Consider the following 7,727-nt stretch of genomic DNA (forward strand, 5'->3'; position numbering starts at 1 on the left):
AATGTCGGACATATAAGCGGACGTGATCCGCATCATGGGGAGAGAGTAGATGGCTATCGCACGCTGGCACCGGCTGTTCGGCACGGCTTCGATCCTGGGGCTGGCGATCGCCGCGCAACCGGCGGCGGCGCAGGATGCCAGCGGGACGCCCGCGTCGCGGACCGGCGCCACCCAGGCCACGACATCGACCACACAGGAGACGGTGGCGGGCGTGAACGGTGCGCAGGACCCGTCCCAGGCGCCGAGCGAAAGCGATGCCAATGCCGACGATATCATCGTCACCGGCGTTCGCGCCAGCCTCGCCTCCGCCCAGTCGATCAAGCGCAACGCCAGCCAGATCGTCGACTCGATCGTCGCCGAGGACATCGGCAAATTACCGGACAATACGGTTGCCGATGCGCTCCAGCGGGTGACCGGCGTGCAGGTGACGCGCGGCGCGGGCGAGGCCGGCACGGTGCTCATCCGCGGCCTGCCCAATGTCGCGACGGTGCTGAACGGTCGCGAGGCGTTCACCGGCGTCGGGCGCGGCTTCGCGCTTCAGGATATCCCCGCCGAACTGATCGCCGGCGTCGACGTCTACAAGACCAGCACGCCCGACCTGGTCGAGGGCGGCGTCGCCGGCCTGATCGACGTGCGCCTGCGCCGCCCCTTCGACTTCGCCGGCAGCCAGGTCGCCGCCAGCGGCCGCGCGGTCTACAGCGACCAGTCGAAGAAATGGGGCTATATCGGCTCGGGCCTGGTCAGCCAGCGCTGGGACACCGGCATCGGCGAGATGGGCCTGCTGGTCGCGGCCTCGTACAACAAGCGCCTCTACCAGGATCAGACCGCGTTCGACTTCGTCTCGTCGGGCACGCCGATCGCCACGCCCGACACGGTGGGCGGCCTCTACACCTCGGGCGACCGGCGGCGCACCGCGCTCAACGCCTCGTTCCAGTGGCGGCCCAATGCCGATGTGGAATTCTATGCGGACGGCGTCTTCACCCGCTACGACAACAAGATCGCGGTCGATTTCTTCATCGGCCTGCCCAAGGCGGGTACGCTGTCGAACGTGGTCGCCAATACCGATTATCCGCTGCTCGCGGCCAGCAGCACCACGACCAATGCCTATACACTGACCAGCAAGCAGGCCTATCTGAACCGCACCGACAATTACCAAGCGGTGGTCGGCGGCAAGTGGACGCTGGGCCAGGCGGTGCTGAACACCGAGGTCACCTATAACTACAGCAAGGTGCCGAACCGCAACGCGATCCTCGACACCTCGTTCAACGTGCCCCGGCTGGACGTGACCTATGATGTCGGCGGCACGCCCCAGGTGGCACTGACCGGCGCCGACCTGACCGATCCCGGCATATTCACGATCCGCACCCTGTTCGACAACAACAGCCTGGACACCAGCGAGCAGATCGCCTGGCGCAACGACCTGACGATCAAGCCGGACAGCCCGGTGATCCAGATGCTGAAGATCGGCACCCGCTACACGCATCGCAACGTCCGCTCGCAGGCGACCGCCTCCATCCCGATCGGCTTCCCGACGGCGGCGGGCGCGCCCTTGTCCTCAATCCCCGGCTTCGCGTCGCTGTCGCCCGGCGGGCTGGTCAAGGGGGCGCTGGGCATCGACCGGTTCGTCACCGCCGATACCGGCATCCTGCTGAACGACACGGACACGATCCGGACGCTGTTCGGCCAGCCGACCGGTCCGCGTGCCTACGAGCCCAACCTCGCCTTCTTCAACGGCGAGGACACCTATGCCTTTTACGGGCAGGTCGGATACCGGTTCGACCTCGGCGGGATGGTGCTGGACGGCGTGGCGGGTGCGCGCGTGGTCAATACCGTCGAAAGCCTCAACGGCAATGGCGTGTCGAGCAAGCAGAACTATCTCAATGTCCTGCCCAGCATCAACGCGCGCCTCGGCCTGACCGATACGCTGTTCCTGCGCGCCGCCGCCGGCAAGACGGTGACGCGGCCGGAATTCGGCCAGCTCAATCCGCTCATCACCCTGGTGCCGAGCGGCGCGACCGGCACGCAGCAATATATCGGCACCGGCAGCGGCGGTAATCCCGACCTGCAACCGATCCGCTCCACCGCCTATGACGCGTCGATCGAATGGTATGTGGCGCGCAGCACCTCGCTGACCGCCGCCGGTTTCTATCGCGACCTGTCCGGCTATATCCAGACCTATTCGCAGCCGGAGAATTTCGGGGGCTCCTATCTGGTCAACCGCCCGCGCAATGCCGGCAACGGCTATCTGGCCGGTGCGGAGGTCGCCTATCAGCAGTTCTTCGACTTCCTGCCGGGCGCGCTCAGCGGCCTGGGCGTGCAGTTGAACGGCACCTATATGGACGGCAAGACCGACGATCCGATCAATGGCGGCAAGCAGCGGATCGTCAACGTCTCGCACTGGGCCTATAATGCGGTCGCCATCTACGAAAAATACGGCGTCTCGGCGCGCCTCGCCTATAATTGGCGCTCCAGCTATGTCGACAGCTATAATTCGGGCGGCGTGCAGGCCAGCACGATCCTGGTCGATCCGGTCAGCCGGCTCGACTTCTCCGGTAGCTATTCGCCGACCGAATGGCTGACGCTGACCTTCGATGCGACCAACATCCTCGACGATGTCTATCACGACCGGTTCAAGGGCAAGAACTCGGTCACCGGCCTGTTCTACGACTCGCCGCGCGACACTCGCACCTATGACCGGACGATCCAGATCGGCGCGCGGGTGAAGTTCTGATGCGCGGGCAAAGCGCCCTGGCGGCGCTGCTGCTCGTGGCGGGCGGGGCGGCGGCCCCCACCGCCACGGCGCAGGCCTCGGCCGAGCTAGAGGGTGATATCGCGCCGACGCATGACCCCGTCATCATCCGCGAGGGCGGTCTCTACCATGTCTATTCGACGGGGCTGGGCGATGGCGACGGCCGGATCATCGCGCACCGCGTCTCGACGGACCGGGTGCATTGGCAGGCGGCGCCGACGCCCCTGCCCGCCCTGCCGGACTGGGCGGAGCGGGCGATCCCGGGCGCGACCAACGCCTGGGCCCCCGACATCTCCTATGTCGGCGGGCGTTACCGTCTCTATTATTCCGTCTCGACCTTCGGCTCCAACCGGTCGGCGATCGGCCTGCTGACCAGTTCGACGCTCGATCCCGCCCGGCCCGGCTATGGCTGGCGCGACGAGGGAATGGTGGTCCGGTCAAATCCGTCAGACGACTTCAACGCGATCGACCCCAATTTCATCCGCGACCGGGACGGCCGCCAATGGCTGGCGCTCGGCAGTTTCTGGAGCGGGTTGAAGCTGTTCGCACTCGATCCCGCCACCGGCAAGCCGGCCCGACCGGGCGAGGCCCCCGTCTCCATCGCGCGACGTGCGGCGCCGGTGGGCGCCGCTGCGCCGGTCGAGGCGCCGTTCCTGTTCGACCATGGCGGCTGGTACTGGCTGGTCGCCTCCTACGACTATTGCTGCAAGGGCAATGCCAGCACCTATTACACCGTGATCGGCCGGTCGCGCGCGATCACCGGCCCCTATCTGGGCAAGGACGGCAGCGCGATGATGCAGGGCGGCGGCACGCTGTTGCTGGCGGCGGACCTGCCGGAGAAGCAGCGTTTCCGCGGGCCCGGCCATGCCGGCCACATGCGCGACGCGGACGGGACCGACTATCTGGTCTATCACGCCTATGACCGCGAGAACAAAGGCACGCCGACGCTGCGGCTGGCGCGTCTGCGCTGGGGCGCGGACGGCTGGCCCGTCGCCGAACGATGATGCAGGAGAGAATGCCGATGACCCATCCGACCCGTCGCCTGATCCTGGCCGGCGGTGCGCTGGCCGCTGCCGCGCCGACGCTCGCCCGCACGGCCGCGAGCTCCGCCATCGTCAATCCGCTGGTGCGCCAGCGCGCCGACGCGCAGGTCTTCCGCCACACCGACGGCTGGTACTACATGACCGGGTCGGTGCCGGAATATGACCGGCTGGTGCTGCGTCGGTCGCGCACGCTCGCCGGCCTGTCGACCGCGAAGGAAGCGGTGCTGTGGCGGCATCAGGCCAGCGGGCCGATGTCGGGCTTCCTCTGGGCGCCCGAGCTGCACCTGATCGACGGCCGCTGGATCATGTACTTCGCCGCCGGACCCAGTGGCGGCGGCGCGGACGTGTTCCGTATCCGCACCTATGCGGTGGTCTGCGACGGCCCCGATCCGATGGCCGGTCGCTGGACCGTGCTCGGCGAGTTGCAGACGCCCTGGGACAGCTTCAACCTGGATTCGACCAGCTTCGTCCATCGCGGCACCCGCTATCTCGCCTGGGCGCAGCGCGAACCGGGGATCGAAACCAACTCCAACCTGTATCTCGCTCCGCTCGCCACGCCGCTGACGCTGGCGGCGAAGCCGGCCCGGCTGTCGGTGCCGACGCTCGACTGGGAAGTACGGGGCTACAAGGTCAACGAGGCCCCCGCCCTGCTGGCGCGCAACGGTCGGCTGTTCCTGACCTATTCGGCCAGCGCCACCGATGCGCGCTACTGCATGGGCATGCTGACCGCGCGCGACGATGCCGACATCATGGACCCCACCGCCTGGACCAAGAGCCAGGTGCCGGTGATGACCACGTCGCCCGCGCACAAGATCTACGGACCCGGCCATAACAGCTTCACCGTCGACGAGCGGGGCCGCGACATGCTGGTCTATCACGCTCGCGACTATGCGGCGATCAAGGGCGATCCGCTATTCGATCCCAACCGCCATACCCGCGTCCAGCCGATCCGCTATACGGGCGACGGCGTACCGATCTTCAATCCGCCGGTCGCCAACGGGCCGCTGGCCTGAACGGCAGGGGGCGGCGCGGCCTGCTCGCCTGCGCAGCCCCCTCGAACCAGGGCGTCACCAGCAGATGCGGCACGGCGAGCGCCGCCATGCAGGCGAACAGGATCTCCACGCCGCCATGCCGCCGCACCAGCAGCAGCGCGCACGCCCCCGCCATCACCAGCGCAAGCGCCAGGATCGGCGCCACCGCGCGCAGATAGGCGAAGACGGTCCGACATCCGATCCGCTCGCGCCGGACATCGGTCTGCGGCAGGGCGTGGAGGATCAGGAAGCCGAGCGAGAAGCCGACCAGCGGCGGCGGCAGCAGCAAGGCGAGCGTGCCCGCCAGCAACCGACCGTCCCGGCGGGGCAGCGCCAAGCTAAGCAGCGCGCCGCCGGCGAGCAGGCCGAACAGGCGCATCGTTTGAACCATCGCCGGGACGATCGTCGACTGCCCCGTCGCGCCGGCAAGCAGATCGGTAAGGCCGACTGGATGCAGCGCCGCCGGCACCGTCACCAGGCCGACCCCACGCGCCAGCCGTTCGAGCATGCCGGCCTCGGCCCCATCCTCCAGGCCGAAATGCAGCGCCGAGGCGAGCAGGAACAACGGCATGGCCGCGGCCGGCTCACGCAACCACCAGAGCAGGCACAGGGCGGCGGCGGTCAGATAGCAGGCGAGGAAGGCCGTCCGCCGCGCCGGAGCGACGATCGCCAGATCGCTCGCCCCATGCGCCATGCCGATGACGCCGATCGCCACCACCGCGAAGCCGAGTTGCACCGGCAGCGACGCGATAGAGGCCAGACCTCCGCCAGCCAGTAGCACCCCCCATCCGATCGCCGCGCCCTTGCGGATCACCGGCGGGTGCCGCGAACGGGATCCGCCCCCACCAGGGCCGAGTCCAGATTGGCGGCCGCATAGAAGGCGTAGACGACCTTCGCGACCACATCCATGACCAGGATCGCGGTGACCGAAGCGGGGTCGGAGATGATCTTCAGCCCCTCCGGCCCGACCAGGAAGACGATCGGATAGAGGAACCAGATCACGGTCAGGAAGACCAGGTTCTTCGAATACGCACTGGCCAGCGCCCCGCCCCGCTCGTTCGCCACGGCCTTGAGCGGCACCCAGAGCAGATAGAGCACGCCGGCAAAGGCCGCGCAGGACCAGCCATACCATATCCACTTCACGACCGGCACCTCGACCAGCGACGACACCAGCCCGGCGACGATCATCAGCACGTCGAGCACGATGATCGCGGTCAGGTAGCCACCGACCTCGCCGGTCCGGCCGCGCTCGTGAAAGGCGAGCAGCACCAGCCCGGCAAGCAGGATCGGCGTCGTCACCGACCAGTCGGCATAGCGCGCCAGATAGGTGACCGACCCGGTGATGCTGACCAGCGTCCCGATGCCGAACGCCATGGCGAGATAGGCGGTGGCGGCGATGAACGGCACGCTGGAATGCAGCAGCGTATGATGACGCGCCGGTGGTGCCTTGCTGCCCTTGGCGTAGATGGCGAGCGACCCCAAGGCCATGATCGCAAAGCCGATCAGGAAAGCAGTCTGGTCCACGAACATGGTCCCTCCGAACGGAACGACCCGGTGCCGATCCTTGAGGCCGCCAACGTGGATCAGCATCATCCATGTCCATGAATAATTGTTCATTTTGGTTCGGATCCGGGATTTAAGCCGGCCTATATGTCCGTCCACGCCCCTGGTGCGTTGCCCGTGTCGACAGGGAGTGACCGGCATGGCGGACGAGCGGACGAACGACGAGAAGACGGAGGACCGGCAGGAGGCGGACGAGCGCAGCGCCCCATCGGCGCGCGTCGTCTATGGCGCGGTGATCGAGCAAGGCGAGGACGAGCTGAAACGTCCGGTCGCCTCGCTCTTTTGGTCGAGTTTCGCTGCCGGCCTGATGATCATGGCGTCGCTTTGGGTCAGCGGCGCGCTGCACCATTATCTGCCAGAGACGTCCTGGGCCGGGGCGGTCGCCGATCTCGGTTATCCCTTCGGCTTCCTGATCGTGATCCTCGGCCGATTGCAGCTCTTCACTGAGCATACGGCGGTCGCGGTACTGCCCGTGCTGCGCAAGCCGAGTGGCCGGGGCGCGCGCGGACTGGCGCGGCTCTGGGCCATCGTCTTCCTCGGCAACATGCTGGGCGCCGCCGCCGCCGCCGGGCTCGCCGCGCATGGCCATGTCCAGTCGACGGAGACGCTGGACGCCATGGTCGCGGTCTCGCGCCGACTGCTCGATCGCGCGCCGCTGGAGACATTGATGCAGGCGATCCCGGCCGGGCTGCTGATCGCCTCCATCGCCTGGATCCGCTCCGCGACCGAGGGCAGCGGTTTCTGGATCGTCTTCGCCATCACCTATGCGATCTCGGTCAGCGGTTTCGCCCATGTCGTCGCCGGCGCGTCCGAGGCGTTCCTGCTGCTGTGGCATGGCGACGTCTCGGCCCGCTGGGTGGCGTTCGGCTTTGTCGGGCCGGCGCTGCTCGGCAACATCATCGGTGGCACCGGGCTGTTCGCGCTCCTGGCCCATGCGCAGGTCAAGGAGGAGGTGCCCACCGCCTGACCCCTACGACCATAACCCGCTCGCCTGCCGTCACCTTTCTGGTAACGGTACGGCGATCTGGAGAGGGAATGAGGACCACATGCGCGCAATTCTGACCGGGGCCGGAGCCGCGACCGCGCTGGCGCTGGTGATGGCGGCCCCGGCGGCGGCGGCACCGCTCGCGACGCTCGACCGCAACGGTAGCCTGGTGTCGATCGAACCCTATGCCCCCAACATCGTCCGCGTGACGATCGCGACCGACCGGGCCCAGGTCGATGCGCCCCCCGGCGAAGGACCGAATGCCAAGCCCGACGCCACCGGCTGGACTCACCGCAGCGAGGCGGGCGGCGACGCCTTCGCCTCGGGTGCGATGACGCTGACGGTGAACGCGCAGC

The 7,727-nt window shown here is 67.8% G+C and carries 5 protein-coding genes and 2 pseudogenes; 5 read left to right on the forward strand and 2 right to left on the reverse strand.

Features of this window, described 5'->3' with window-relative positions:
- The first annotated feature begins 49 nt into the window (after positions 1–49).
- The 3 genes and pseudogenes from BRX43_RS07670 to BRX43_RS07680 form a co-directional block, all read left to right on the forward strand.
- Complete coding sequence (locus BRX43_RS07670; RefSeq protein WP_125994264.1) at positions 50–2,731, forward strand: TonB-dependent receptor; 2,682 nt, start codon at positions 50–52, stop codon at positions 2,729–2,731.
- Entirely contained in the window at positions 2,731–3,753 is a 1,023-nt protein-coding gene (locus BRX43_RS07675) for an arabinan endo-1,5-alpha-L-arabinosidase (protein WP_125994265.1), read from the forward strand. The genes BRX43_RS07670 and BRX43_RS07675 overlap by 1 nt, the downstream gene beginning before the upstream one ends.
- Before the next feature lie 11 nt (positions 3,754–3,764).
- Positions 3,765–4,799: pseudogene (locus tag BRX43_RS07680) on the forward strand (glycoside hydrolase family 43 protein); the annotation flags it as partial.
- On the opposite strand, the gene BRX43_RS07685 reads toward BRX43_RS07680, so the two are convergent.
- Positions 4,771–5,559, reverse strand: a complete 789-nt coding sequence (locus tag BRX43_RS07685; protein ID WP_241214843.1) for a Brp/Blh family beta-carotene 15,15'-dioxygenase — start codon at positions 5,557–5,559, stop codon at positions 4,771–4,773. The pseudogene BRX43_RS07680 and the gene BRX43_RS07685 overlap by 29 nt on opposite strands.
- A gap of 74 nt (positions 5,560–5,633) precedes the next feature.
- Positions 5,634–6,347 carry a bacteriorhodopsin gene (locus BRX43_RS07690; protein WP_125994268.1) on the reverse strand — a complete coding sequence of 238 codons (714 nt, stop codon included), beginning with the start codon at positions 6,345–6,347 and terminating at the stop codon, positions 5,634–5,636.
- A gap of 178 nt (positions 6,348–6,525) precedes the next feature.
- Between BRX43_RS07690 and BRX43_RS07695 the strand changes: the two genes are divergently transcribed.
- Together BRX43_RS07695 and BRX43_RS07700 are read left to right on the forward strand one after the other, a co-directional pair.
- The gene (locus BRX43_RS07695; RefSeq protein ID WP_125994269.1) at positions 6,526–7,353 is read left to right on the forward strand and encodes a formate/nitrite transporter family protein; all 828 of its coding nucleotides are present in this window, start codon (positions 6,526–6,528) and stop codon (positions 7,351–7,353) included.
- 79 nt (positions 7,354–7,432) lie between these two features.
- Positions 7,433–7,727 (forward strand): annotated as a pseudogene (locus BRX43_RS07700) (alpha-glucosidase); the annotation flags it as partial.

The sequence above is a fragment of the Sphingomonas sp. S-NIH.Pt15_0812 genome, assembly GCF_003951315.1.
Taxonomy (GTDB): Bacteria; Pseudomonadota; Alphaproteobacteria; order Sphingomonadales; family Sphingomonadaceae; genus Sphingomonas.

Excerpts from the sequence above, each read along its gene's own strand:
- BRX43_RS07695 (WP_125994269.1), top strand. The coding sequence starts at position 6,526 with ATGGCGGACGAGCGGACGAACGACGAGAAGACGGAGGACCGGCAGGAG.
- BRX43_RS07670 (WP_125994264.1), top strand. The coding sequence starts at position 50 with ATGGCTATCGCACGCTGGCACCGGCTGTTCGGCACGGCTTCGATCCTG.
- BRX43_RS07675 (WP_125994265.1), top strand. The coding sequence starts at position 2,731 with ATGCGCGGGCAAAGCGCCCTGGCGGCGCTGCTGCTCGTGGCGGGCGGG.